Genomic DNA, 26,311 nt, shown 5'->3' with positions numbered 1-26,311 from the left:
GGCTGAAAAAGCCGGTGTTTTACCGAATATGACGGATATTAAATTTAAGTATACCATACGAAAGGAGAATGAAAAATACTTGCAGAATATTTTGTGTATTGCAACAAAAAGTTTTTTCCGGATTTACGCTTTCTGGTTGAGATTTTGTGAAATAGATCAGCCGCCCAAATGCGACCAAAAAGTTAAAAATTCGGACAAAAAATGCCCGTTTAATTTGCGATGGGATAACAGTTGTGCTATACTAGGAAAGCAATTGAGGCAGCCGGTTTGATCACAATGGAGGCATACATGGATAAAAGTAAAAAAGTCGCGTCCGGCCTGATGGTTGTTCTGCTTTTGATCATCGCAGCGCTGGTGTTTTTATGGAATCAAACGAGTGCTCTGCAGGAGAAACCGTTTACCAGCACGTCGTTTGCGATGGGGACCTATGTGCAGCAGACGGTGTACGGAGAAAACGGCGAGCAGGCCGCACAAAAGGCAAACGGTGTGGTGCAGGAACTGGAGAACAGGATTTCCTGGCGTGTGGAAAGCTCCGATGTCGCACGCTTAAACGCTGCCGCCGGTACGGACTGGATCGACATTGCGCCGGAAACGGCGTCGATTTTGCAGGACGCCCTGGATGTTGCGGAGCGCTCCAACGGCGCATTTGAACCGACCATCCTGCCGATCAGCTCCCTCTGGGATTTTGGTGGGGAAAACCAGCATTTTCCCGGCGACGCGGAGCTGCAGCGGTTCCTGCTGTTTGTGGATTACCGCAATGTCCGCGTAGATACGGAACAATCGAAAGCGTCAATTAAAATTCGCGGCGCGGCGGTTGATCTCGGCGCCATCGGAAAGGGCGCCGCCTGCGACCAGATGGTGCGGGCCTATCAGGAGGCCGGCGCAAAAGCCGGCGTGGCGGCGGTGGGCGGCAGTATCGGCCTATACGGGACAAAGCCCGGCGGCGGCGTCTGGCGGCTCGCGATTCGGGACCCGGACAGCGGGGCCGATCAGGCGGTTGAAATGGGTACGCTGGATTTGGAAGAGGGCTTTGTATCCACCTCCGGATCGTATGAAAAAACCTTTGAAGAGGATGGGCGTACCTATCATCACTTGCTGGATCCCAAAACCGGGTATCCGGCGGACAACGGCCTGGTTTCTGTAACGGTAGTGTATCAAAACGGCGCGATGAGCGACGCGCTCTCCACAGCGGCCTTTGTCCTGGGATTGGAACAGGGCAGAGCGCTGTTGGAGGAATACGGGGCGGGCGGCGTGTTCATCGACCAGGATCACCGCGTGACCGTTACAGAAAATCTGAAGGATGCGTTCCAGATGGGATCGGACGCATACGCGTTGGCAGAATGAGCGGGCGCAGGGAAACGGTGCGTACCTTCCGGAAGCAGGATTTGGTTTTAATCGTCTGTGCTGTTCTGCTGGCTGCTGCGGCGTTTGCGTGGTTCCAGCTGCAGCCGTCGCGGGGACTGGTTGCGGTTGTGGAGCAGGAAGGGAACGTATTGTACCGGATTGATCTGGAGCAACAGACACAGGAGGAAATTCTTGATTTGGGCGGTCCGTACCGTGTGACGCTTGCGGTGGAACCGGGGGCGGTCGCGTTTCAGCATTCCGATTGTCCTGACCAGGTCTGTGTGCGTGCCGGGAAGCTGACCCGCGCGGGCCAGGCGGCGGTTTGCCTGCCTGCGCGGGTTTCCGTCCGTCTGGAAGCGGCGGGCGGCGAACAGGCCTTTGACGCGTATACCGGTGCGGTGCAATGGGGGAAGGGGCCATGAAAAAAGACAGGCTGAATCTTTCCCGCAGTACCCGCTTCGTGGCGTTTAACGGGCTGCTGGCGGCGCTGGCGCTGGCGCTCTCCGCGCTGGAAGGCATGCTGCCGCCGATTCCCGTGCTGCCTCCCGGGGCAAAGCTCGGCATTTCAAATTTGGCGACCATGTATGCGGCCGGTGCGGTGGGGCTGGGACCTGCGCTGTGCATCGCGGTAATCAAAGGCCTGTTTGCGGGAATGACCCGCGGGGTGACAGCCATGCTGATGAGCCTTTCCGGCGGCGTGCTCAGTACGCTGGTGATGTGGCTCCTGTTACATAAAAAGGGGGAACCCTTCGGCATGGTGGGGCTGGGCGTCGCGGGGGCGCTTTCCCACAATGCGGCGCAGCTCTGTGTGGCGGCGCTGCTGACAACGCCCGCTGTTGCGTGGTATATTCCCTGGCTGATCGTCTTTGGCGTAGTCTCCGGCATTTTAACGGGTCTGGTGCTCCGTGCGGTTATGCCGTTTTTGGATAGATTGGGTCCCGGCAATGAGGGCGCCGGTTTTTAACGGGCGTTTGCCGTTTACTATTTAATAAAGGAACTCTGAAAAAATGGAGGGAAAATAATGGAATTAACGTTTCCGGAAAAGCCATTTCATTCGCACGGCGGCGCGCACGTGCCGCACAGAAAGAACACGGCGCAGATGGAATCCGCCGTCATGCCGCCTCCCGCGCAGGTGCTGATCCCGATGCAGCAGCATTTGGGTGCGCCGTGTGTGCCGACGGTCAAGGTGGGCGACCTTGTGCAGGTGGGGCAGAAGATCGCGGACAGCACCGCGTTTGTCAGTGCGCCGATTCATGCCAGTGTTTCCGGCAAGGTGAGCGCCGTGAAGCAGGTGATGCTTTCCGGCGGGCAGTATGTGGATGCTCTGGTCATTGATTCCGATGGGGAAATGACGGTCTCGCCGGAGGTCAAGCCGCCGGAGGTCAATACGAAGGAAGAGTTTATCCAGGCGGTCCGGGAATCCGGTCTGGTCGGTTTGGGCGGCGCGGGCTTTCCGGCGCACGTCAAGCTGAACGTGCCAAAGGATAAGAATATCGATACGCTGATCATCAACGCCGCGGAGTGCGAACCCTACATAACGGCTGACCATCGGGAAGCCATTGAAAATTCTTGGGCAGTGCTTTCCGGCGTTTACGCGGTGAAGGAGATGCTGGGTATTGAACGCGTAATCATCGCGGTCGAAAACAACAAACCCGACGTCATCGAAACGCTGAACAAAATCGCCTATGACGACAAGAGAGATCCGGAAAACCATGTGCGGGTCCTCCCGCTGAAGGCCAGTTACCCGCAGGGCGCGGAGAAGGTTCTCATTAAGTCCTGCACAGACCGGGAAGTGCCCATGGGCAAGCTCCCGGCGGACGTCGGCTGCGTGGTTATGAATATCACGTCTGTCGCGTTTTTGGCGGATTATCTGAAAACCGGCATGCCGCTGGTCAAAAAGCGCGTGACGATCGACGGCTCCGCCGTGCAGTACCCCAAGAATGTCATTGTGCCGATCGGCACGCCGATTGAAGAGGTGATCCGCTTCTGCGGCGGCTATAAAGTCCCTCCCAAGAAGGTCCTGATGGGCGGTCCGATGATGGGCATCGCCATCACGGACGACAGCCTGCCCATCATTAAGCAAAACAACGGCATCATCTGCCTGGATGAAAAAGAGGCGCGTAGTCTTGAGCCAACCGCCTGTATCCGCTGTGGACGCTGCGTCAGCGGGTGCCCGATGAAGCTGGTGCCGACCATGCTGGAAAAGTATGCGGAGAAAAAGATGGTGGAGGAGCTGCAGGAATACAGCATCATGGACTGTATGGAATGCGGCACCTGCGCGTATAACTGCCCGGCGGGCCGTCCGCTGGTACAGGCTGTCCGTCTCGGCAAGGCATTGATCCGAAACGCAGGAGGGAAGAAGTAATGGATACGAAGTTGATTGTATCGGCGTCCCCGCATTTAAAAAGCGGGACGACCACGCAGAAAATCATGCTGGATGTGATCATCGCCCTGATTCCGGCGGCGATTGCCTCCTGCTTTATCTTTGGATTGCAGGCGCTGCTTCTGATCTTGACCTGTGTGGTATCCTGTGTGCTGTGTGAGTTTCTTTCCCGCAAGGTGATGAAGCGCGACAATACCATTCTCGACCTGAGCGCCGTCGTGACGGGTCTGCTGTTGGCGTTCAACCTGCCGGTGACGATCAGCCCGGTGATTGCCGTATTCGGCAGCGTGGTTGCCATTGTGGTGGTCAAGCAGATGTTCGGCGGCATCGGCCAGAACTTTGTGAACCCGGCGCTGACGGCGCGCATTGTGCTGATGGCGTCCTTCCCGGCGAAGATGAGCAATTGGGTGGTGCCCTTCTGGTACCGCAGCGCCCATCCGGACGCGGTCACGACGGCTTCCCCGCTCGGTTTGCTCAAGCAGGGCGCGGTGGACCAGATTCCCAGCCATCTCGATATGCTGCTGGGCGCCCGTGCGGGCTGCCTGGGTGAAACCTGTGCGGTCGCCCTGCTCTTGGGCGGCATTTATCTGGTGGCCCGCAAAGTCATCAGCCCGGTCATTCCGCTGTGCTATCTCGGCACGGTTTCCGTGATCTCCCTGGTTGCGGGTCGCGATGTAATTCTGGACCTGCTGTCCGGAGGCCTGCTGCTCGGCGCGATTTTTATGGCGACCGATTACACGACCTCCCCGATCAATTTTAAAGGACGAATCGTGTTTGCTGTTGGCTGCGGCGTCCTGACCATGCTGATCCGTATGTTTGGTTCACTGCCGGAAGGCGTGTCTTTCTCCATTATTATTATGAATATTCTGGTGCCGCTGATTGAGCGGATGACGCGCCCGCGGCCCTTCGGCGTGAAAAAGGAAAAGAAGGAGGGCGCGCAGGGATGAAACTGAATCCAAAAGAAATTATCCGCCCTGCTGTGATGCTGACGGTGATCTGTTTGGTGGTAACCGCGCTTCTGGCGGGAACCAATCTGCTGACCAAAGATCAGATTGAGCGGCAGAAACAGGAGGCGGCCAGAACCTCCCGCGAGCTGGTGCTGCCCGGTGTGACGGAATTTGAAGAGGCGAAAGCAACCGGCGCAGAGGGAGAAGAGGTCAGCTACTACATCGGGAAAAACGGCGGGGAAATCGCCGGCTACGTCTTTACGACGACCGCCAGCTCCTATGGCGGTCAGATCCAGGTGATGACCGGTATCCAGGCGGACGGTGCGGTCACCGGCGTGGAGCTCCTGAGCATCAATGACACGCCCGGCCTCGGTATGAACGCGCAGAAAGAGGATTTTCGCGCGCAGTACCATCAGGCGATCCCGGAATCCGGCCAGTTCTCCGTGATTAAATCCGGCGAAAAACAGGACGGCGAAATTATGGCGATGACCGGCGCGACGATTACCAGCCAGGGCGTGACGGATGCGGTGAACAGCGCCGTCGCTCTGTATCAGACAGTGAAAGGCGGTGCATGAGGATGGAAAAAAGATCGCTTTTAAAAGAATTTACCAAGGGCATCATTAAAGAAAACCCGGTGCTTCGTCTTGTGCTGGGCTGCTGTGCGACGCTGGCGGTCAGCACCTCCGCGAGCAACGCCATCGGCATGGGTCTTGCGACCACTTTTGTGTTGGTTTGTTCCAATGCGGTGATTTCCCTGCTCCGCAAGGTCATTCCGGATAAGGTCCGCATCCCGGCCTTCATCACGGTAATCGCGGGCTTTGTCTCCGTGGTACAGATGCTGGTCAAAGCGTATTCCCCGGAGCTTGATACGGCGCTGGGCATCTTCCTGCCGCTGATTGTGGTAAACTGCATTATTCTTGGCCGCGCGGAGATGTTTGCGAGTAAGAATAAAATTCTGCCCTCCATCGTGGACGGGCTTGGCATGGGCGTCGGCTTTACGGCGACGCTGCTGGTCATGGGAATGATCCGCGAATTCTTTGGCGCGGGAACCCTGTTTGGATTTCCCATCACAGCGGGGATCATCGATCCGATTATTGTATTTATTCTGCCTCCCGGCGGCTTCTTTGTGTTTGGAATTCTGATTGCCATCGCAAACAAGATGGCAGGCGAGGGCGGCCGGAAAGCCGAGCTGGGCTGCCAGGGCTGTCCGCTTGCGGCAAGCTGTTCAAAAATCAAGGAAAAGGAGGCTGCTGAAAAATGATCAAAAGCCTTGTAGCCATCTTTTTGGCGGCCATTCTGACGGAAAACTATGTATTGAATAAGTTCCTTGGCATCTGTCCGTTTCTCGGCGTTTCCAAAAAGCTGAATACGGCGACCGGGATGAGCGTGGCGGTTACCTTCGTCATGGTGATCGCGACGGCGGTCACCTGGCCGATCTATACCTACGTTCTGGTTCCCAATAGTCTGGAATATCTGCAGACCATCGTGTTTATCCTGATCATCGCGGCGCTGGTGCAGCTGATCGAAATCGCTCTGCGCAAATTTATGCCGCCGCTCTACAATGCGTTGGGGATTTACCTGCCGCTGATTACCACTAACTGCGCTGTTTTGGGCGTAACCATGCTGGTGATTGAAAAAGGCGCGGCGGATCCGACCTTCGGTTATTTGCAGTCGCTGGTCAATGCATTTGGTTCCGGTATCGGCTTCCTGGTGGCGATGGTGTTGTTTGCCGGTGTGCGTGAGCGCCTGGAGACAAACGATATTCCGGAATTTCTCAAAGGCCTGCCCATTACCCTGATTGCGGCGTCCCTTGTGGCGGTGTCCTTCCTAGGGTTCCAGGGTCTTGTCGACGGCCTTCTGGGTTAATGGGAGGGAAAGAACATGAATGAAATTTTATTTCCCGTGTTGATTGTGGCGGGTATCGGCCTGATTGCGGGCCTTGGCTTGGCAATTGCCTCAATTGTGATGGCGGTACCAAAGGATGAAAAGGCGGAAGCAATCGCGGAGATGCTGCCGGGCGCCAACTGCGGCGCCTGCGGCTATTCGGGCTGCTCCGGCTATGCAAAGGCGCTGGCGCATGGAGAAGCGCCGGTTGGTCTGTGCGCGCCGGGCGGCGCGGCGGTATCCAAAGCGGTATCTGGGTATCTTGGCCTTGCGGACGCTGGCGTGGAAGCGAAGGTTGCGGTGGTCAACTGCCTGGGCAGTTATGATAACACGACCGATAAAATGGAATATGAAGGCATACAGAGCTGTTCGGCTGCGGCACAACTGGCGGGCGGTATTTCCAGCTGCCGCTATGGCTGCATGGGATTGGGCGATTGCCTGCGTGCCTGCCAGTACGGCGCGATCGACATTTGCAACGGCATGGCGCATATTGAACCGTCCCGCTGTAAGGGCTGTTCCACGTGCGTAAAGGCCTGTCCGAAAGGGTTGATTACGCTGGTTCCCACAAAGAAGCAGGCGGTAGTGCTCTGTGGCAACTGTGACCGCGGTGCGATGACCAACAAAATTTGTAAGGTTGGCTGCATCGGCTGCATGAAATGCCAGAAGTCCTGCGAGGTGGGAGCAATCAAGGTGGACCACTTTAATGCAACAGTGGACCCGGAAAAGTGCATTGGCTGCGGCAGATGTGCGGAAGCGTGCCCGCGCCATTGTATTACCATGATGGAAATGTGATATCGTGCGGTTCTGATTGAAATAGCAAAGTTGGCGCATGCTTTTTTAAAAAACCAGTTGCTTTTTGGTGGAGTTTATTGTATAATAATTTGCAGTTCCTTCGCCAGTGTGATGGAATTGGCAGACGTAAGGGACTCAAGTTTCAACGATGATTTATCCCCGGCTTATCACGAATTTAATGCTTATGCGTTTCTTTGGGCTTCTCCAAAATCAGCGGAATGAGTAGTCTGCCATATTTTTGAGAGAAGCCAAATTTGCCGGTGTGTCGGAATTGGCAGACGAGACAGACTCAAAATCTGTTATCCGCAAGGGTGTGTGGGTTCGAGTCCCACCACCGGCACCAGACTGAGTCTGGACGCGATTCGCGTTCGGACTCTTTTCTTTTGCTCGGAGTGAAGCGCTCGCGCTGAAAACGGGTATCTTTTTTGTCAATGTTTCTCAAACACACATAATCCGAACCCATCGCCGACAGATTGTACCTGTTGGCGATGGGTTCGGATTATGTGCTATATTTAAATAAATAGTGATTAACGCTATAAAAGGTTACCTTCTTAGCTCCAAGGCTCCACAATTTATGGGGATTTGGAGCTTTTTGTTTTAATCATGTAGCCTCTGTATCCTATAACATATTGAACCCGTATAACCACGTTATTGTATATTAAATACAGTATTATGTTGTAAAAGGAAGAAAAGATAAATGAGACTTTTAATTATAGAAGACAATATGGAACTCTGTGATTCCATGAAGATAGGTCTTGAAAAAGCAGGCTTTCAAGTGGATACCGCATATGCCGGTCTGGAGGGCGAAGAAAAAGCCTATGCCGGCAGTTATGACGCCGTACTGCTGGATCTCAACCTGCCAGACAGGGACGGGCTGGAAATCCTGCGCTTTTTGCGGGAGTCGGACGTGGCGGTCCCCGTGCTGATCATCACCGCAAGGGATGAAATCAAAGAACGCGCCTTGGGCCTTGATTTAGGCGCGGACGATTACATCACAAAGCCTTTTCAGCTTCTCGAACTGCGGGCGCGGATACAGGCTGTCGTCCGCCGCTTTCATGGACGCACCAATCCGCGCCTCTGCGTGGGCGCTCTGACGGTCAATCCTGCCTCACGTACAGTTGAATATAACGGAACGCCTGTTGTTCTTGCTGCCAAGGAATTTGACATTTTGGAATATCTGGCTATGCGGCATCCAGCGGTCGTGTCCATGGAAGAAATTGCCGAACACATTTACGATGAACGGCTGGACCCGAGCTCTTCCGTTTTGCGCGTCCACTTGACTATGCTGCGGAAAGAGCTGACGCAGGCCAGTGGAAAACCGCTCCTGCAAAATATTCGGGGAAAGGGGTATCAGCTATGCGTCGAGTTAATCTGAAAATCGGTTTGATCGTTCTCTGTTATGCTATTTTGGTGTCAGCGGTATTCCTCGCCGCCGTCCTTTGGCTTCGGTATTCCTACCAGGAGATGCCCGCTACCCCTATCTCCAGCAAGAACGTGTATTTATTGACTCAACAGGAATCAATTTACGCCTACAAGCAAAGCCTCTCCTCTTTAGACTTCGGAAAAATCGCGCCCGTCTCGTATATTTATGAACAGTTTTCTCCGGTTCTTCAATCCCGGCTGTTGCCTATTTCAATCGGCTTCAGTGTGTTTGTTGTTTTGTCTTCGTTCCTGCTTTGGGTGGTGCTAAAACGGTTTCACACTCACACCGTGAGACAGATCGCGCAACGTCTTGGACAGGTAGCAGATATCGGCGATTCCATAGGGGATCAGCCGGAGTTTTCAGAGTCGCTCCGGACAATCCGAGAGAAAACCGCAGCTCATATGGAAGACTTTAAGCGCCTGTATCACTATTTATCCCATGAACAGAAAAACACGATTGCCATTTTGCGGCAAAACCTGGAACTGCGTCAAAACAAACACGACCTGGAATGCCTAGACCATGTAACAGACAGTATTGATGATGTCCTTACCCTCAGCGAAAATGAGAATTTCGCTGAGAAGACGGAAGTAAATGTAATCTTAGTATGCGCAGAGGTCTGCGACCTTTACCGGAATGTATCGAAAGCTGTCACCTTTGACTATGACGAAGACGTCGAACCCGCCATTATGGGGAAAGAACGCTGGATTGCCCGCGCTGTCAGCAATCTTTTGGATAACGCATTGAAATACGGGCAGGGCGGGCCGGTGGAGGTTACGGTCAAAAACCGGCACAATTGCGTGATTATAAGTGTAAGCGACCACGGCATTGGGATTTGTGAAGAGGAACAAAGGAAAATATTTGACCATTGGTACCGCGTCAGCCCCCTCAAAAAAGACGGCTACGGAATCGGACTTAGCCTGGTTTCCCATGTGTGCGATCTCTGCGGCGGTTATGCGGCGGTAGAAAGCGAGTTGGGAAAAGGGTCCACTTTCTATCTTTCTTTTCCATGTGTCGGTTAAAATGTTTTTGAACTGAGCATTCACTTAACATTTGGTTTGCTATACTGTTCCTATCAAGAAACAGAAAGGAGCAAACAACATGTACATTCTACACAACGCGCTCAAAAATATTGCTCGGAACAGGGGCAGAAATATTCTATTAGCGATTATCCTTTTCGTCATCATCCTGACTACGGTGATTTCCATTATCATAAACAGTACGACGAAAGCCGTTATCAACGATTATAAATCCAAATTCGGGGCAGAAGTGTTTATTTATTATGACTCAGAGAAGTTGAAAGGCGTGGATAATCCCCGGCAAATAACTGCCGAAGAGCATCTCCGGTTTGGAGAATCCGAGCTTTTACAAAAGAAAGTGTTTGTCGCCACCCATTCCCTTTTCATGACCAATATCAAAGGAGTGGGCGAGGGCGACATGGAAGGGGCGGAAACAGATAGAAATGGACAGGGAGGACAGTCACCGAAGCCGTCAGCGAGACCCAATGCTTTGCTGAAAGGGTTTTCCGACCCCGAAATCGACGAGGAATTCAGCCAGGGTGTGCGAAAAATCGTGGAGGGAAAGATGGCGTCCGGCACGGGTGAGGTGATTATCAGCCAGGAGCTGGCAAAGCTTAACAACTTGGAAATAGGCTCTGCCATCACGATCAAAAAGATTTCGTCCCCCTACGATACGGAGACACCCGTTACCGAACCCCTGACCGTCTGCGGCATTTATGAGGATAACCTCCCGGAACAGCACACGATCGGCGCCATGACAAACCGCAGCAACGAACTCATTACCACGCTGGATATTTTTACCTCCATGAAAATCAATGAGCTCAGCGGCTCCGGTGATCAGTTAGTCAATATCCGGGCCACGTATTATTTGAAAGATCCGGATCAGCTGGAAGCGTTCCAGAAGGAGCTTCGTGATAAAGGGATGCCGGATTATTACAAGGTGACTGCAAACGAGAACACCTATAATCGGATTGTGGAACCTATGGAAGGGATGCAAAATATCACGATGATTTTTATGATTGTGGTGCTGGTGTTGGGTTCCGTCATTCTCATCATGCTGTCCACCATGTCTATCAGGGAACGAAAATATGAGGTGGGCGTGCTGCGTGCCATGGGTATGAAAAAAGGCAAAGTTTTGTTGGGGATTCTCTTCGAAATGGTGGTAATTACAGCCGCCTGCCTAATTTTGGGACTTGGTATCGGAGCGCTTACAGCTCCGCCGGTTGCCAATGCCTTAATGGAAAGCCAGATAACGTCTGCAGATCAAAAGCACCAGGAAGCAGGAGATTGGGTAGACTTGGGTGAAGAAGCGAAAAAACCGCTTTCTGAGGTGGAAATCCATTTGACAGGAACAGCAGTTGCTGAAATTTCCCTGATTGCCCTGTTGCTTGCGGGCGTGTCCAGCGTTGCGGGCATTGTCTTCATCACGAAATACGAGCCCATGAAAATTCTGTCGGAAAGAGATTGAGGTGCATAATATGAGCGTTTTGAATTTAGATAAAGTATCCTACCAGTATGCGGAAACCACAAAAAAGATACTCAAAGAAATTGATGCATCCTTTGAAGCCGGCACTCTATACATGATTATGGGAAAATCCGGCGCGGGTAAAAGCACGGTGCTCTCATTGCTTTCCGGGCTTGATCTGTGTACGGAGGGTACGATTTCTTATCAGGGACAGGACATGAAGGCGCTTGACCGGGACGAATACCGCGCGAAAAGCATCGGCGTCGTCTTTCAGGGGTACAACCTGCTTACCAATGCAACGGCTGTTGAAAATATCGTGCTGTCCATAAACATATCCGGCATAAAAAAGAAAAACAAAAAGGAAACCGCCTATAGTCTGCTGGAAAGCGTAGGAATCAGCCGGGAGCTAGCCGACCGCAAAATCCTCAAGCTCTCCGGAGGCGAACAGCAGCGGGTGGGCATTGCCCGGGCGATCTCTCATAATCCTCCCGTTATTATTGCAGACGAACCGACCGGCAATCTGGACAGTGACACGGAAGCGACGATTCTGGACATTTTACAGAGACTGGCCCACGAAGAAAACAAATGCGTCATTGTGGTCACTCATTCTAAAGCTGTTGCCAACTGCGGCGATGAGCTGTGGGGGCTCAATGCCGGAAGGCTGGTTTTTGTAAAGTAATGTATCAATAGAGGTCGAGACTTGGAACCAAAAACTTGGAGATTCCAAATCTCGGTCTCTTGTTTTAGCAATGCGTCATTGGATGCTTGTCTGTAGCAGACCTCTATAAGAACGAATCAAACCCCCTTATCTGATGGTTATGACTACAATTTTAATAATTCAATCGAACAGGCATTACAAATCGTTTGATCGAGGAATTGAACACCTAATTTTATGTTAGTAGATGATGGATTCAATTTTTACTGGGTATCTTTTTTGTCAACGCTTCTCATTTTGTAAAGGATCCTAAGCCCGTTTGGCGGGTTTAGGATCTTTTTCTGTTACTGAATCTGGTAAGCAATGAGAAACCGTGTCAGCGGTGTTCTTTTTGCTCTGCAAATCAATATGAAATAAATCTTCCTGCTGATTTTAGGAAATTTACCATGTCCCTGTTAGGCGGACTTTATATGGAAGTGCGAGAAGAAAGATGGCCACGGGCTAAACAGTATGATGTGGGCTCGTTTTGGTCATTTTGCCGTGGAATTATAGTCTATGGAATTGCCAATGAAATACCTGAGTTTCTTGATATTCGTGTAAAAACGAAAGAGTTGCACAATGAGGGTTTTACCGATTTTATTCCGTTCTTGTCCATTGTAGGGAATGGCGATAAAATATTCTGTTTTGATAATAACAGTAAAATTGTACTTCTCGACTATTATATGACAGGAGAAGTTACACCGATCGATGGGACTTTTTCGGACTGTTTAATGAGGCAGATTGAAGAACTGGAAGAACGGAAAAATATGAAAATTCGGGGAGAAGGTAAAACCAACTAGTTCACATTTGAGGATGGTTTGACTTATACAAACAGGTGAAAGAAAAGACCGTTTGTCCTGTGGATTTAAATACATATTTTGAATTATCCGAGATCGCTGGCAAACAGCTGGTAGTGATGGACATCGGGCCATGCTCCCTAATCAGTATGACGATTACTTTGCCGCCCTGTTTGCCGAAAATTACAAGGTCCACCCGGAGTTTCAGCGTAGTGGCGGCGATTGGCTGAACTGGAGCATCCCCGGCACGGAATACCATATTCCCTTGTTCCAATCCGGTTTTGAAGCGGACCTTTATGATCAAAACCCGGGTCATTAACTGGGAAGGCCGCCGGGCGCGGCTGGAGCTGTCCCACGATATGTACAGCACGGAATACAAGCTGGCGAAAAAAGACCAGGAAAGGGACGCGCTGATCCGCAGTGTCCCCGAAGGCCTTACCCGGGTGGATGGCCGGGATATGCGTACCGACGCGCAGACCGGGGAGGACGTCTGGTATTATCAGAACCAGGGATACAGCCAGCCCGGCTTCTGCAAGGGAGTGGCCGTGGACGGCCGCGGCTATGTCTATGTAGGCGTCACCATCTGGGAGCAGGAGGGCGAGGTCCAACTGGCCGTTCTGGACGCCGAAACCGGCAAAGAGCTCTCCCTCACCCCGATTTCAGCTATTGGAAAAGTTGGGACCAACGGCGCCGCAGTCCGGAAGGACGGCGATAACTACCTGCTCTATCTGATTACAAATTACCAGACCAACGCCGTCTACTGCTCTGACGTCACCGGCGTGAGCGCCCCGGTCCCCTATTCCGGCTTTGGCGTGGATGGGGGTCCTGGACATCCTCGCCCTTGTGAAATCGGACTCCGCCGAGGGAACCGCTCTGGCTTTCGCCGAAGACAGCAGCTTCTATCTGACCGCCAACCTGTGTGATTAATCAGAGCGCCTCCGGCAGTTAATACAGGACAGCAAAAGCTGGGAGACGTTTTTCATCTCCCAGCTTTTTTAAGGCCGGTATCTTCATAACGGCAGCTATACTTTCCGTACCGCTTTTCCCCACTCAGGAGCATACGCAGCGGTCCGGCGGCAGTCTTCCTTCGTCGGTACGGAAGCTGCTCTTGTCAGGAATCAAAATGTTTTCTGTTTCCGGAATCCTGAGCCGGGATAAAATATTCACATTGCTGTGAAGTTCATAGAGCATCAGCTCCTCCAGCTTGGCGGAGAACCGGGGGAAATCCGTTTTTTCCAGAGTTTCGATGAACTCGTCATAATAGGGATCATAGATGGCGTTGATGGCCTCTTGGCTTCCCTTCATGCCCCGGAGCGAATAGCCCCAAAAGTTCTGCAGCAGCAGCTCAGAGTAAACGATTCGTATCGTCTGATAGGGAGCGTGTTTTGCTATCAGATCCAGTACAAAATAGGACAGGGTCTCGCCGCGCCGCCATTGTTTATGTTTTTTTAGTGCTTTGCACAGCTTATCGACAGAAGCGGCATCAAGTGAAGAAAATGTCTGCAGGGATACTTCCCTGCAGGACAGGGCGAATACCTGCAGCCCTTCCACCATATTCAAAAGCCGGCGTTGGAGAACAGGCTTGGTAAAATCGCTGTTCTCAGTGGCTTTGTCAAACGGCAGGATTTGTGTACCTACATATTTGGCGGCCTTGATGGCGCCGATGCTGCCAAGAAGCTCAAGCGCCCTACGGACTGTGCTCAGGGAAACGCCTTTCTGCTTTGCAAGCTCCTTTTGGGAAGGAAGCAGGCTTCCGGCCGGATATACCCCCCGATTGATTGCGATCAGAAGCTCCATGGCGAAGGTATAACAAAGTTGGCTTTTTTTGTAGGAACTCCAGGCAAAGGTGGTTTCGTATTCCTGGGAAGTCATGGTGATTCTGGACGCATAGAACTGGCTGAGGGCCAAGGATAATCGCTCCATCATTTGATCCGCCGTAACGCGCAGCGCGGGCCAGTCTCCGTTCCGGCAAAGGGTCAGAACCTCCGGCAGATAGTCGGCGGATTGATCGAAATACCGCAAATTCTCTTTTATGCTGAAAAAGGGATCATGTAAAAACATGAAGGTTTGCCAGACGAGGCGCATGAGAAGAGAATTTCCAAGGGAGCAGTATTTCTGGTTGAGGTGCTCCAGCATCGCATAAGGCGCCGAAGTAACCTCTTCCCCTAAAAGCGATTCCATCGCCTGCATCGTTTCTGTGGAAGCATGTTTCAGACCGATCCACTGGGCATTGCCAAACAGAGGACCCATGGAGTTTGCCAGGTCGATCATCGCGTTTTTGCGCATGGAAAAGAATGTCTGGATAAACCGTTCTGTCTCCCGATCATCATAGCTCACTTTTACCGTGGCGCCTACGTTTTTGGAAAGAGAAATATAGCCATCCTCCTTGAGCTTCAGGTACGCGGTACGGACGGTATCGATCGATACATGAAGCCGTGCGCTGGTCTCCTCCATGGTGGGGAGCTTTTCCCCGAAGCGGTAGGCGCCAAATTGTATCTGGGTCAGAAAAACATTGTAGATAACCTTGTGTAATTCCGTTCCGTTTTCCAAAACAGGCCCTCCATTTTTCCTGGGAATCCGACTTATGATAAGTGTAGTATAGCATTTTTCGGGCTGGATTTCTACAACCTTCTCATTTTCGACGCAAGGTTGCTATTTCCCTTTCTATTTGCTATACTTATTGATAAATATGTATCTGAACAATTAATACTTGCCGCATGAGAGACAAAAGGGGTGTCAAAGTGTGATGACCGCGAAAAAGAAGATTCTGGTAGTGGAGGACAACGCGCTCAACCGCAGCCTTCTGTGTGAGATATTGAGGCCGGATTACGACGTTGTGGAAGCGGAAAACGGACAGAAGGCCCTTGCCTGCGGCAGTATACGGGGGATTTTCCCCTCATCCTGCTGGATATCGTTATGCCAGTTATGAATGGATATGAGGCGTCCCGCGCCATCCGCGCCTTGGCGCGGCCCGATGCAAAAACCATTCCCATCATTGCGCTTACGGCCAACGCCTTTGCGGAGGACGTCCGGACCGCCGCGGATGCGGGTATGACCGCCCACGTGGCCAAGCCCATTGGCATGGCCGTGCGGAAAGCAACACTCAGCAAGGTTTTGGAGCCATAAAAGCCGATGAAAAAATGTTTGGGTGGCAAAGATTTAAGAAGGCAAGCGCCCGGCCGGAAAACGAGGAGTTAAAAGTGATGCAAAAAACTGTGAAAGAAAAAGAGCGGTCCGTGATCCGGAGCCAGCGGTTGAGCGTCATCAGTACGGTGATCCTCATCCTGCTGATGCTCTGCTATCTGGCTATGACCATCAATAACTCCGCCAGTCTGGCGGCGCAGACGGAGATCATTTCGGACCATCCCTTTGAGGTGGTGATCTCCGCTGGGGATGTGAAGCTCTACGTCTCTGAAATGAGCCTTCGAACCGGGCGGCTGGAGCGCTACTCCAGTGTCGACGATGTGGACTTTGCTAGGGTCAGCCTGGAGGAGTTGGATCGTCTGCTGGATACCCCGGTGGCCCAAATTGAGAAGCTGTATTTGGGCGACGCGGAAGACGTGCAGGCATTAAAGGATACGCTGGCACTTTTGCAGACGGAACAGGCGGATTATCTGGACTTCTGCGCCCGGCCGGATACTACGGCGGAGGATATTGAGGCTTACGCGCAGAAACATCTGCAGCCGCTCTATGACGAGGCGCTTCATCAGACGGAAGAAATAATCAACACCGCCCAGGCGAAAAAGGTGGGCTATGGAGAGACGGCGAATGCGCTGCGGCAATCCAATCTGATCGCTTCTATTGTACTGATGGGCCTGATGGTGGCCGTGTTGCTGGTCTCCCAGTTTGTCCTGCACCACCAGAGGAAGGAGCTTGTTTACCGCAGCAAGCTGTTTGACAACTTGTCGCTGAGCATCGACGACGCGTTCATCATCCGGGACGCCAACACCGGGACCATCAGCTACCGCGGGCTAAATGTGGAGCGGATATTGGGGATTCAGATGACGGATGTGGAAAACCTCTATCAGGGCCTGAGTGAGGAGGACACGCAGGACTTCCGGGAGCGGGTCGGCGATCCCCTGACCGCCTCACCCCTTGAAAAGCTGGTAGAGTATACCAAACCCAACAAGGAAAAACGCTGGATGCTGATCCGGGTCTACCGGGTGGAAGATATCACCACTCCGCAGCTTATCACCGTGTTTTCCGACCGCACCGAGGAGGTCCGGTCCCGTCAGGTCCTGCAGGAAGCCATGCTGACCGCAGAGCGTGCCAATATGGCCAAAAGCGAGTTCCTGTCCCGTATGAGCCATGAGATCCGCACGCCGCTTAACGCCATCATCGGCATGACCACGATTGCGGCCGCTTCCGTCAAGGACCCCGCCAGAGTGGAGGACTGCCTGGCGAAGATCACCTTCTCCTCCAAGCACCTGCTGATGCTGATCAACGACGTGCTGGATATGTCCAAAATTGAGAGCAGCAAGATGGTGCTGCAAAACGAGTCCTTTGACATTTTTGAGGTCGTCAACGGGTTTGTCTCCACCGTTTATGCCCAGGCCAAGGGAAAGGAAATTGAATTCAGGGAAACCATGGAGGGCTTTGGAGAGGATACCGTCTTTATCGGCGACTCCCTGCGGCTCAACCAGATTCTTTTGAACCTCAGCTCCAATGCGGTGAAGTTCACCGCGCCGGGCGGCAGCATCCGCCTGAATGTTTCCAGGCATAAGATCGGAAACACCACCGACGTTCTCCGTTTTATTCTCTCCGATACCGGGATCGGCATGACGAAGGAGGCCGCGGAACGCATCTTCCAGCCCTTTGAACAGGCGGACGCCTCCATCTCGAAACGCTTTGGCGGCACGGGACTTGGCATGTCCATTACGAAAAACCTGGTTGCGCTGATGGGCGGCCAGATCCAGATCGAGAGCGAACCCAACGTGGGTACCACCTGTATCGTGGACCTGCCGTTCCAAAAGGGGAAAGAGAACAGCATACCGGAGCCTGATTTTGCACAGCAGAGGCTTCGGGCTCTGATTGTGGACGACGAGCAGCAGGTCTGCGAACAGACGGCCGTTCTGCTGGAAAAGATCAAGATCGGCGCGGAATGGCGCCTGTCCGGCGCCGAGGGCGTGGAACTGGTGAAGAAGACACATAGGGCGGGGCGGGACATCGACCTGTGCCTCATTGACTGGAAGATGCCCGATATGGATGGCGTAGAGGTGACCCGCCGCATCCGCCGGGAGGTGGGAGACGACGTCCCCATCGTGATGATCTCAGCCTACGATATTTCCGAAGTGGAGAAGGAGGCCCGGGCTGCGGGCGTCAACGGTTTCCTTCCCAAACCCCTTTACCGCTCCTCCGTCTATGCCACGATCAGGGCAGCGCTGGAGCACAAGGGACAGCCGGCCGATACCGGAAAACAAAAACCTGACGGCAAGCCTCTGGAGGGCTTCCACCTGCTGATGGCAGAGGACAACGCCCTCAATGAGGAGATCGCGGCGACGCTGCTGCGCATGAGCGGGGCTACCGTGGACTGTGTGGAAGACGGCCAGCAGGCGCTGGACGCCTTCCTTGCCTCCAAGCCGGGAGACTACGACGCCATTTTGATGGATGTACAGATGCCAGTCATGGACGGACATGAGGCCACCAGGTGTATTCGTGCGTCAAAGCACCCCCTGGCCCATACCATCCCCATCATCGCCACAACGGCAAATGCGTTCAGCGACGATATTTCCGCAGCACTGGCTTCGGGGATGAACGCCCACGTCAGCAAGCCGCTGGATGTGGCGCAGCTTTGCAAAACGCTTGCGGATTGTATCCGCAGGGGTGGTCACGAATAAACGGACGCCCCCGATCCGCTTAAAGGAGTTATAGATGACTATGGGAAAACGGCCGAAAAACTGGATCAGGCGGGGGACCGCCGCACTCCTGACGGCGTTTCTGACTGCCGTGCTGTGTACCGGCGCACTGGCGGCGGAGCAGGAACCCCGCGTGCTCCAGGTCCCTTTCCCCGAGGTGGCGGGACTCACTGAGACGGCGGCGGACGGCAGCCGCCATGGCCTGGTGGTGGACTACCTCAACGAGATCGCCAAGTACACCGGCTGGGAGTACGAGTACATCGACGCCGACGGCGACCACATGATTGGCGAGTTCCTGGATGGTAAGTACGACCTGATGGGGGGCAACTACTACTCCCCCGGCTTTGAGGAATACTTTGCCTACCCGGATTACAACATCGGATACAGCAAATCAATACTCATGGCCCGCCGGGACGACGGCAGCATCAACAGCTATGATTTGCGGAGCCTTAACGGCAAGACCATCGGCGTGTATGAGCGGGCAGTGGAAAACATCCGGCGGCTGCAGGAGTTCCTGTCCATGCACAATCTGAACTGTGAGCTCCGAATCTATTCCTATGAGCAGCTCCCAGAGAACGGGAAACTTTACCCCTATCTGAAAAACGGCGAGGTGGATCTGCTGCTGGGGAATGGGTTCGAAAATCCAATCGACTTCCGCACCGTCGCCTCCTTCGACTCGCAGCCCTACTATATCGTGACCCATGTGGGCGATCAGGAGATTCTGGACGGGCTGAACATGGCCCTGGAGAAGATCGCGGACTCCAACCCGAACTTCAGCCCGGAGCGGTATGCGGCGCACTTTCAGGACCGGAGCGCCATCGACATTCAGCTCAACGAGGCGGAGCGGGAGTATGTTCAGGGCCGGGACACCGTAACCGTGGCGGTGCCCGGGAGCTACCATCCCCTGTTTTGCCTCAGTGAGGCGGACACGCTCCATAATGGGATCGTGCCGGATACCCTCGCCGCGATGTCCGAATTTATGGGGCTTACCTTCACATACGTCACCACGGACAGTTACAGCGACGCGGTGCGCATGGTTCAGGAGGGGAAAGCGGAGTTGCTGGGCTTCTACTTGGGGAGCGAGGAAGAGTCGGTATAGCAGGGGCTGACCCTTACATCGTCCTACGCGGATCTGAATAACATCGTGGTGCGCAACAAGGCGTCCACCTATCCGGACAACGATCTGGTTTGCGCCGTTGTCGAGGGGCAGCCGCTGCCCACCGGGATCATAGCCGCTGAGGTGCGGACCTATCCCACCGTCACCGACGTTCTCCGTGCGGTGAACGAGGGCAAGGCGGACTTTTCCTACGGCTTGGCCAGCCGCATGGAGTGGGATATCCAGCGCTACCACTTCTCCAACCTGGTGCCGGTGACCCCGGTCAACGATCGCAGTGACCTCAGTTTCGCGCTGAGCAGGCCCGCCGACCCCAACCTGCTGACTATCCTTAACAAGGCCATCAACAGCCTCTCCACCAAGGAGCGCTCTACGATTTTGGATCGGAACATGGTTTCCATCGGGAACAGCCGGCTTTCGCTGATGGAGCTCATTTACGCCAATCCCCTGACCTTCATAGCCGTGCTGACGGTGTTCCTTTTAGCCCTGGTAGCGGTGGTGCTGTGGGTCTACCGGTCCCGGATGCGGGCCGCCGTCATGCAGAGCAATCTGGAAAAGGCCGAGGCGGAAAGCCGGGCCAAGGGGGAGTTCCTCTCCCGCATGAGCCACGAACTGCGTACACCCATGAACGCCGTGGTGGGCCTTACGGACCTCACCAGTATGAAGGAGGGAGTCCCGTCCGACGTGCGGGAGAACCTGATGAAGCTCCGGGCCTCCTCCCACTATATGCTGGATCTCATCAACGACATCTTGGACATGAGCCGAATCGACAGTGAACCCTTCTCTATGGAGCGCATACTGGGCGAGATCCAGGCCATGATGGAACCCGAGGCCCGGCGGCGGGGCCTCAAGTACACGTTGGAAAAGGAGATTACGCACAGCGGCCTCACGGGCGATGTCATTCGCCTGCGGCAAGTACTCACCAATCTGCTCTCCAATGCATTTAAGTTTACTCCGTCAGGAGGGGCGGTCTTCCTGACGGTAACGGAGGAGGCCGGGAACAGCATAGAGGCCGTCTTCACCTTCCGGTTACGGGATACCGGGGCAGGCATCACGCTGGAGGACCAGAAGCGCATCTTCGGGAGCTTTGAACAGGTGGGCACCAGCCGCGCCAAGAGCCAGGGGACCGGTTTGGGTCTGCCCATCATCAGCAGCATCGTCCAGAAGATGGGCGGTGAGCTGCGGGTCAGGAGTGCTCCCGGCCAGGGAAGCGAGTTCTACTTCACGGTCACCCTGCCGCTGGACAGCTCTGATGACGAATTTCTGAACGGACAGGATGGGCAGCCGGAGGGAAAACTGCTGTGCGGCGTCAATATCCTCCTGGCGGAGGACAACAACCTCAACGCCGAGATCGCGGCCCAGCTTTTGGAGATTCAAGGGGCAAGAGTGTGCCGGAGCGTAGACGGAAGCCAGGCGCTGGAGCGTAGACGGAAGCCAGGCGCTGGAGCGCTTTACAGAAAGCCAGCCGAGCGAATTCCAGGTAATTCTGATGGACATTCAAATGCCCGGGATGAACGGTCTGGAGGCCACCCGCGCCATCCGGGCTCTGGAGCGCCCGGACGCGGCCACCGTCCCGATCGTAGCCATGACCGCCAACACCTTTAAGGAGGATGTGGACGCGGCGATGGCCTCCGGAATGAACGGCTTTGTCCCCAAGCTGCTGGACGTGAGCTATCTCTACCGCCTGCTGTATGATCTGCTGCACAGTAGTGTTTCCCAGTGATGTATGCAGGGATACCGATATGAAATGGAGTTTAAAATTTCGCCCTTTTCATTTGATAAGAGGGAATGGACAACGATAAAATACCCCCTGATGTAAGGATGCATCAGGGGGTATTTTTCCTTAAATGTTCCTGTTTCCGATTTTGATATGCCACAGATTCCGCCGCTGTAGCGGGTCTGATGCAGTAGTGCTTCCCGCAGTCCGGGCGCTGCTCCACCTCCAACGTGGCTTGTTCCAATTTATAGTGGCAATTCTTGCAGACGTACGCCATTTTTCTCCTGCCTTCATTTTTTCAAAGTGCAGCACAGATGGCTGTCTGATACAAACGCATGCTCCCGTTCGTCATAGTGGGGGGTTCGCAGTTAGCCGACCTGGCCGGGGAATACGCTGTCATTCTCAAGGAGAAAAGGTTTAGCGGAAACACCTTCCGTATAGAAGTTTTGGAATCGGGACATCAGGTAGGTTTTAAGTTCGCCCCGGTCTTTGAGCAGTGTAGCCTGATAGGGTTGCGCCGGGCCATACTTTTCCAAAAAGAGCAGCTGCGTTCCATTGTCCACAAGCACGCCGCAGTGACCGATAAAGGCAATGTTGTCCAGTTCGCTGTGGACGATAACGCTTATGAGGGAAACGGGGCCCGATGAGAACGTGATGCCGCGGGTCTGCCATTCTTTCAAAAAGCCTTCCCGGACCACGTTGAAATCAGTGGTTGGTTCCACCGCCACGGCGTCGATCAGGGCGAAGAAATTTCCCTGTTCGGCGTCATTCAACTGATACCAGGGATTCTGCCCAATGATCTCCTGGTCATAGGCGGCAAAGCTGTCCGCCGTCTGCGGCTGTACGGCGGTAATCAGGTCACGCATCAGCGCGAAGGCGGTAACGCGGCAGTTGGCGTCATAGTAGTCCCGGTCGCCCGGCCACTCAATACCTGAATACTCAGGGTCTTGAAGAGACGCCTCAACAAATCCGATATTCTGAGAAAGGGAAGCGTCCAAAGTATTGTAATCGTCAACGGCGGCAAAGAGGCTGTCTACATACCCGGTATTGATGCCGGCAGACTCCAGAAACTGTCTTACCTCGACTTTGGAAGCGTCGTCCTTCAGATTAGAGTAGGACATAAGCGCTGTGTTGGCGGAGGATGATGAAGAAGCATCCGGAAGCGGAGGAGTGCCAGAGGTGCCGGCATCTTGACAGGATATTAGGGCCAGCGCCATAAGAAGTGTGGAAAGCAGTATAACTGTTTTTTTCATTAGAACTACCTCACAATAAAAATAATGAATACATTATTTAGATGTCACTGAGGTATGAAAAGTTTTCTGTTTTAATTAGATCAAATAAAAGCATCCTGTTGAATTTGTGATTTAACCATAGCGGTCAATAGAAAGCCGGACAGCCCCTTCGGATTTCTATTCCCGCCTATTCAGAGGCCCACAGCAGATGGTTTGGCAGTAGTCGCCAGCCCTGACAATAATCTAACAAAGGATGTGGTAATCTCTAATCACAGTACCCCGCGCTGCCCTACTGTGTCGCGGAAAAAGAAAGGATATTTTTATGGAAACAAGGCTTTTTACAGAACTGACGGCGACGGCGCTGACCTTGGCCCTGACGCTGACTGTCTGCGCAGCCCCAGCCCCCGGGGCGGGACTGCTATAACCCCAAGGCAGACCGCAAAGCGGTCCTTGAGGGCTTTGATAAGGAGAAACAGGCCACCCGGCTTGAAATGTTTGTGCTGGCGAGCCGTGTTTTTGGAGAACTGCCCACACCCACAGGCAGCGAAAAGAACGCCGCCCACTCGGCCGTAGACCTGACCGGTACGCCCGAGTGGTCTAGGAGCTGGAGGCCCGCATCCGGCGGCTTCTGCGGCGGTGCTTTGCAACCGATTTGGCGATGAAACTCATTGTGGTCCTGACCGTGGATGTACCTACTGGGCTGCGGGCCGGGTATTACGGCCCCTCAAGCGGCTGACGTCATCAGCGCGGGCGGTAGACGATCGGCATCTGAACCGGCGGGTCTCCAGCAACTGTCCTTTGATCCTGGTACAGTTCAGAAGCCGGGAGTCTGTTGTGGCTGTGTTCAGCTGGGGATCTGTTTTGTCAACACATCCCAGAAAAGCCAAGAAAAACCGATGCAGTTATGTATCTGTTTTATCTTGGCTTTTTTATTTGGTTTCACTATGACACAGATATCACGTAGGCTTATCCTCCAACAACCGCTGAAATGTTTTTACAAAACGGCAAATCCGTTCGTATCTTGCAATAGGAATTATGCAGTCCTTTTAAATTTTGTTCTTTCGTTGTAAAAACAACATACAAACAGATTCCCATATAGTACGATAAGTTCAGAAAAACAGGGCAATTACAGCTGAGAAGAAAAGGCAGAAGCATTGCGAATGCGATGCCAAAGACACATATTCGCCAATATGACTTTTTGAGGACGCAGCTTTCCCGAACGGCTATATGGAACATTCGCATAGAAACAATAGTCAGAAAACGGAAAAGTACGGTAAAGATGGAAAAGAACTGAAATTTGGGAGGACAGAGGCGTGAAACGTAGAATGATTCACATTAATGAAGAAAAATGTAATGGGTGTGGTCTTTGCGCGGCGGCATGCCACGAAGGCGCGATCGGCATGGCAGACGGCAAAGCGAAGCTGCTGCGGGAGGATTACTGCGATGGTTTGGGTGATTGCCTGCCCGTTTGCCCCACGGGAGCGATCACGTTTGAGGAACGCGAAGCGCCTGCGTATGATCATGCGGCAGTACAGGCGGCCAAGGAAAAAAGTGTTTCCAAACCGTTACCCTGTGGCTGCCCTGGCACCCAGAGTAAACAAATTATCCGACAGACCGAATCGGTCCCAGGGCCGGTGGAATCCGGCAGTATGCTTTCTCAATGGCCGGTACAAATCAAGCTGGTTCCGGTCAATGCTCCTTATTTTGATGGGGCGGACTTGTTAATCGCTGCTGATTGTACTGCTTACGCATATGGAGGATTCCATCAAAAGTTTATGCGGGGCCGGGTAACGCTGATCGGTTGCCCGAAGCTGGACGAGGGAGACTATGCGGAGAAGTTAACGGATATTATCATGCAAAATAACATACACAGCGTCACTGTTGTGCGAATGGAAGTTCCCTGTTGCGGAGGAATTGAAAACGCGGTTAAAAATGCGCTTCAAGCAAGTGGAAAGTTTTTGCCGTGGCATGTTGTAGTGGTTTCTACCGACGGACGGATTCTTTCCGAATAGATAGGATGGAGGATTTACCAATGAAAGAGAAAATGTATTGTTATCAATGCGAGCAGACAGCAGGTTGTACAGGATGCACGGGAAAAGCGGGCGTCTGCGGCAAAAGCGCGGAAGTGTCCGCTTTACAGGATGAATTGACCGGTGCGCTGATTGGATTGGCCCGCGCGTCAGACGGCAACCAGGCGACAGAGTCGACCCACCGGGCTATGATAGAAGGATTGTTTGCCACACTCACCAACGTCAGTTTTGATGAAACAGCGCTACAAAAACAGATTAAAACGGTCCATGAAGAAAAGGGCAAGTTGATTCCGAGATGCAGCGCCTGTACGAGTCCCTGTCTGCGCAACGATGACTATGATATGTCCCGGCTTTGGGGAGAGCCGGATGCGGATATCAAATCGCTGAAGTCCCTGCTGCTGTTTGGATTGCGCGGAATGGCTGCTTATGCATATCATGCTCTGGTGCTCGGTTATACGGATGAGGAAGTAAATGGATTTTTTTACCGTGGACTTTTTGCAGTGGGAGAAGCATTTGATACGGACGACCTTCTTGCGCGCGTGTTGGAGTGTGGGCGGATCAACCTGCGCTGTATGGAATTGCTGGATCGGGCAAATACGGAAATGTATGGAATGCCGACTCCTGCTACCGTTCCTTTGGCAATTGAAAAAGGGCCGTTTATCGTTGTTTCCGGCCATGATCTGCGTTGTTTACAGCTTCTGCTGGAGCAGACGGAAAACAAGGGAATCCATGTTTATACCCATGGGGAAATGCTTCCCGCTCACGGGTACCCAAAACTGCGGGCGTACAAACACCTGAAAGGGAATTTTGGAACTGCCTGGCAGAACCAGCAAAAGGAATTTGACCATATTCCCGCGCCGGTTCTCTTTACGACCAACTGCCTGATGCCCCCAAAAGCATGCTATGCCGACCGTGTCTTTACCACGGAAGTAGTAGCTTATCCGGAAATGGTCCACATTGGGGAGGAAAAGGATTTCACACCTGTGATTGAGAAAGCGCTTGCATTGGGCGGCTATCGGGAAGAACATCCGATGGCAGGAATAAATGGCGGCACGCAGGTGACGACCGGTTATGGGCACGGAACCATTTTATCGGTGGCGGACCAGGTGGTAAACGCAGTGAAGACCGGTGCGATACGGCACTTTTTCCTGGTTGGCGGCTGTGACGGAGCCCGGGCCGGCCGCAATTATTATACGGAACTGGTGAAACAGGCTCCGGCAGATACCGTAATTTTAACGCTGGCCTGCGGTAAATACCGCTTTAACGACTTGGAGCTGGGAGAGATCGGCGGGCTTCCGCGGCTGATGGATGTAGGACAGTGCAATGACGCGTTTGGAGCAATAAAAGTGGCACTGGCCCTTTCGGAAGCGTTTGGATGTGGCGTTAACGAGCTGCCGCTCTCTCTGGTGCTTTCCTGGTATGAGCAGAAGGCGGTCTGTATCTTGCTTTCGCTCCTGTACTTGGGTGTGAAAAATATCCGTATCGGGCCGACGCTGCCAGCGTTTCTCTCTCCGGGCGTTTTGAAAATCCTCGTGGAAAAGTATGCGCTCACACCGATTACTTCTGTAGAAGAAGATCTAAAGAAAATGCTGTCCCATTCCATCTGCTAAACAGCATG

General features: G+C 53.3%; 25 protein-coding genes, 1 tRNA gene and 1 pseudogene. 25 read left to right on the top strand and 2 right to left on the bottom strand.

Features of this window, described 5'->3' with window-relative positions; all coding sequences use genetic code 11:
* The first annotated feature begins 288 nt into the window (after positions 1–288).
* From I4V53_RS12555 to I4V53_RS14240, 17 genes are all read left to right on the top strand, one after another.
* Entirely contained in the window at positions 289–1,344 is a 1,056-nt protein-coding gene (locus tag I4V53_RS12555) for an FAD:protein FMN transferase (RefSeq protein ID WP_195986037.1), read from the top strand.
* Positions 1,341–1,766: a NusG domain II-containing protein gene (locus tag I4V53_RS12550; RefSeq protein ID WP_195986036.1), complete on the top strand. Its 426-nt coding sequence runs from the start codon at positions 1,341–1,343 to the stop codon at positions 1,764–1,766. Before I4V53_RS12555 ends, I4V53_RS12550 begins: the two co-directional genes overlap by 4 nt.
* On the top strand, positions 1,763–2,308 hold the full coding sequence (locus I4V53_RS12545) for a Gx transporter family protein (RefSeq protein ID WP_195986035.1): 546 nt from the start codon (positions 1,763–1,765) through the stop codon (positions 2,306–2,308). The genes I4V53_RS12550 and I4V53_RS12545 overlap by 4 nt, the downstream gene beginning before the upstream one ends.
* A gap of 57 nt (positions 2,309–2,365) precedes the next feature.
* Positions 2,366–3,709: an electron transport complex subunit RsxC gene (gene rsxC / locus I4V53_RS12540; RefSeq protein WP_195986034.1), complete on the top strand. Its 1,344-nt coding sequence runs from the start codon at positions 2,366–2,368 to the stop codon at positions 3,707–3,709.
* Complete coding sequence (locus I4V53_RS12535) at positions 3,709–4,674, top strand: RnfABCDGE type electron transport complex subunit D (RefSeq protein ID WP_195986033.1); 966 nt, start codon at positions 3,709–3,711, stop codon at positions 4,672–4,674. Before rsxC ends, I4V53_RS12535 begins: the two co-directional genes overlap by 1 nt.
* Entirely contained in the window at positions 4,671–5,249 is a 579-nt protein-coding gene (locus I4V53_RS12530) for an RnfABCDGE type electron transport complex subunit G (RefSeq protein ID WP_195986032.1), read from the top strand. Before I4V53_RS12535 ends, I4V53_RS12530 begins: the two co-directional genes overlap by 4 nt.
* A complete protein-coding gene (rsxE, locus tag I4V53_RS12525) occupies positions 5,246–5,935 on the top strand; it encodes an electron transport complex subunit RsxE (protein ID WP_502709372.1) in 690 nt (229 codons plus the stop codon). Before I4V53_RS12530 ends, rsxE begins: the two co-directional genes overlap by 4 nt.
* A complete protein-coding gene (locus I4V53_RS12520) occupies positions 5,932–6,540 on the top strand; it encodes an electron transport complex protein RnfA (protein ID WP_207747913.1) in 609 nt (202 codons plus the stop codon). The genes rsxE and I4V53_RS12520 overlap by 4 nt, the downstream gene beginning before the upstream one ends.
* A 15-nt stretch (positions 6,541–6,555) precedes the next feature.
* Positions 6,556–7,350, top strand: a complete 795-nt coding sequence (locus tag I4V53_RS12515) for an RnfABCDGE type electron transport complex subunit B (RefSeq protein ID WP_195986030.1) — start codon at positions 6,556–6,558, stop codon at positions 7,348–7,350.
* 256 nt (positions 7,351–7,606) lie between these two features.
* Positions 7,607–7,693, top strand: a tRNA-Leu gene (locus I4V53_RS12510).
* A 354-nt stretch (positions 7,694–8,047) separates the two neighbouring features.
* Positions 8,048–8,725 carry a response regulator transcription factor gene (locus tag I4V53_RS12505; protein ID WP_195986029.1) on the top strand — a complete coding sequence of 226 codons (678 nt, stop codon included), beginning with the start codon at positions 8,048–8,050 and terminating at the stop codon, positions 8,723–8,725.
* Positions 8,707–9,792 carry a sensor histidine kinase gene (locus I4V53_RS12500; protein ID WP_195986028.1) on the top strand — a complete coding sequence of 362 codons (1,086 nt, stop codon included), beginning with the start codon at positions 8,707–8,709 and terminating at the stop codon, positions 9,790–9,792. Before I4V53_RS12505 ends, I4V53_RS12500 begins: the two co-directional genes overlap by 19 nt.
* A 79-nt stretch (positions 9,793–9,871) precedes the next feature.
* A complete protein-coding gene (locus I4V53_RS12495; protein ID WP_195986027.1) occupies positions 9,872–11,257 on the top strand; it encodes an ABC transporter permease in 1,386 nt (461 codons plus the stop codon).
* 10 nt (positions 11,258–11,267) lie between these two features.
* Positions 11,268–11,933, top strand: coding sequence for an ABC transporter ATP-binding protein (locus I4V53_RS12490; RefSeq protein ID WP_195986026.1), 666 nt, complete (start codon positions 11,268–11,270; stop codon positions 11,931–11,933).
* Positions 11,934–12,379: 446 nt separating this feature from the next.
* On the top strand, positions 12,380–12,748 hold the full coding sequence (locus I4V53_RS12485; RefSeq protein ID WP_286167150.1) for a hypothetical protein: 369 nt from the start codon (positions 12,380–12,382) through the stop codon (positions 12,746–12,748).
* A gap of 130 nt (positions 12,749–12,878) precedes the next feature.
* Positions 12,879–13,064 carry a DUF4241 domain-containing protein gene (locus tag I4V53_RS12480; RefSeq protein WP_195986025.1) on the top strand — a complete coding sequence of 62 codons (186 nt, stop codon included), beginning with the start codon at positions 12,879–12,881 and terminating at the stop codon, positions 13,062–13,064.
* Positions 13,042–13,668, top strand: a complete 627-nt coding sequence (locus I4V53_RS14240; protein ID WP_353616522.1) for a hypothetical protein — start codon at positions 13,042–13,044, stop codon at positions 13,666–13,668. The genes I4V53_RS12480 and I4V53_RS14240 overlap by 23 nt, the downstream gene beginning before the upstream one ends.
* Positions 13,669–13,795: 127 nt before the next feature.
* Here I4V53_RS14240 and I4V53_RS12470 read toward each other — a convergent pair whose 3' ends face one another.
* A complete protein-coding gene (locus tag I4V53_RS12470) occupies positions 13,796–15,295 on the bottom strand; it encodes a GntR family transcriptional regulator (RefSeq protein ID WP_195986024.1) in 1,500 nt (499 codons plus the stop codon).
* A gap of 193 nt (positions 15,296–15,488) precedes the next feature.
* Here I4V53_RS12470 and I4V53_RS14235 point away from each other — a divergent pair, with 193 nt between their 5' ends.
* The 6 genes and pseudogenes from I4V53_RS14235 to I4V53_RS14075 all read left to right on the top strand — a co-directional run bounded on the left by I4V53_RS14235 (position 15,489) and on the right by I4V53_RS14075 (position 21,437).
* A complete protein-coding gene (locus tag I4V53_RS14235; protein ID WP_195986023.1) occupies positions 15,489–15,674 on the top strand; it encodes a response regulator in 186 nt (61 codons plus the stop codon).
* Complete coding sequence (locus I4V53_RS14230) at positions 15,662–15,871, top strand: response regulator (protein ID WP_195986022.1); 210 nt, start codon at positions 15,662–15,664, stop codon at positions 15,869–15,871. Before I4V53_RS14235 ends, I4V53_RS14230 begins: the two co-directional genes overlap by 13 nt.
* Positions 15,872–15,948: 77 nt before the next feature.
* A complete protein-coding gene (locus I4V53_RS12455; RefSeq protein ID WP_195986021.1) occupies positions 15,949–18,582 on the top strand; it encodes a hybrid sensor histidine kinase/response regulator in 2,634 nt (877 codons plus the stop codon).
* Between the two features lie 34 nt (positions 18,583–18,616).
* Entirely contained in the window at positions 18,617–19,699 is a 1,083-nt protein-coding gene (locus tag I4V53_RS14085) for a transporter substrate-binding domain-containing protein (RefSeq protein WP_286167149.1), read from the top strand.
* A gap of 225 nt (positions 19,700–19,924) precedes the next feature.
* Positions 19,925–20,944: pseudogene (locus I4V53_RS14225) on the top strand (sensor histidine kinase); the annotation flags it as partial.
* A gap of 211 nt (positions 20,945–21,155) precedes the next feature.
* Positions 21,156–21,437: a response regulator gene (locus I4V53_RS14075; RefSeq protein WP_353616526.1), complete on the top strand. Its 282-nt coding sequence runs from the start codon at positions 21,156–21,158 to the stop codon at positions 21,435–21,437.
* Positions 21,438–21,799: 362 nt separating this feature from the next.
* Here the strand turns inward: I4V53_RS14075 and I4V53_RS12445 are convergent, their stop codons facing one another.
* The gene (locus I4V53_RS12445; RefSeq protein ID WP_195986020.1) at positions 21,800–22,684 is read right to left on the bottom strand and encodes a DUF4300 family protein; all 885 of its coding nucleotides are present in this window, start codon (positions 22,682–22,684) and stop codon (positions 21,800–21,802) included.
* Positions 22,685–23,976: 1,292 nt separating this feature from the next.
* Between I4V53_RS12445 and I4V53_RS12440 the strand changes: the two genes are divergently transcribed.
* Both I4V53_RS12440 and hcp read left to right on the top strand, forming a co-directional pair.
* Positions 23,977–24,675: an ATP-binding protein gene (locus I4V53_RS12440; protein ID WP_195986019.1), complete on the top strand. Its 699-nt coding sequence runs from the start codon at positions 23,977–23,979 to the stop codon at positions 24,673–24,675.
* Positions 24,676–24,695: 20 nt separating this feature from the next.
* Positions 24,696–26,303 (top strand): hydroxylamine reductase, encoded by a 1,608-nt coding sequence (gene hcp, locus I4V53_RS12435; RefSeq protein WP_195986018.1) that lies wholly within the window; start codon positions 24,696–24,698, stop codon positions 26,301–26,303.
* The last annotated feature ends 8 nt before the right edge of the window (positions 26,304–26,311 follow it).

Source organism: Clostridium sp. D33t1_170424_F3, assembly GCF_015667585.1.
Classification (GTDB): domain Bacteria; phylum Bacillota; class Clostridia; order Oscillospirales; family Acutalibacteraceae; genus Anaeromassilibacillus.
Note: the sequence above shows the minus strand (reverse complement) of the source record. Positions and strands in the feature narration are given on the sequence as shown.